Raw genomic sequence first — 284 nt, 5'->3', positions numbered from 1 at the left:
TGCGACATCTGCAGGATCGATGACCCCCTCGATAGCCTCTTCGATGACCAGCTCCGGAAGCGTCGGAACAGCCGCCCCGACTTGCAGCGTCAACGGTTCGGAGTGACTGGTCCCTGCTCCCTCTGCCCGCTCGACCCAATAAGACGCCACCACCTTGTGACCATCATTGGCGGTGACCAGTCCCTTGCTGACAGTCAGCTCAAACTGCTCGCGACCAATGTTGGAAGCAGTAATTCTGATCGAATCCTCCAGCGAAGCACTCTCATCCTTGCCCTTCCAACTGA

General features: G+C 57.7%; 1 protein-coding gene. It reads right to left on the bottom strand.

The features are described from left to right. Window positions 1–284: hypothetical protein (locus ACLEJP_RS25580; RefSeq protein ID WP_440810930.1), on the bottom strand; the 284-nt coding region annotated here is incomplete at both ends.

It is taken from the genome of Pseudomonas sp. SMV7 (genome assembly GCF_052041995.1).
Taxonomy (GTDB): Bacteria; Pseudomonadota; Gammaproteobacteria; order Pseudomonadales; family Pseudomonadaceae; genus Aquipseudomonas.
This window is presented reverse-complemented; position numbering and strand designations above follow the sequence as displayed.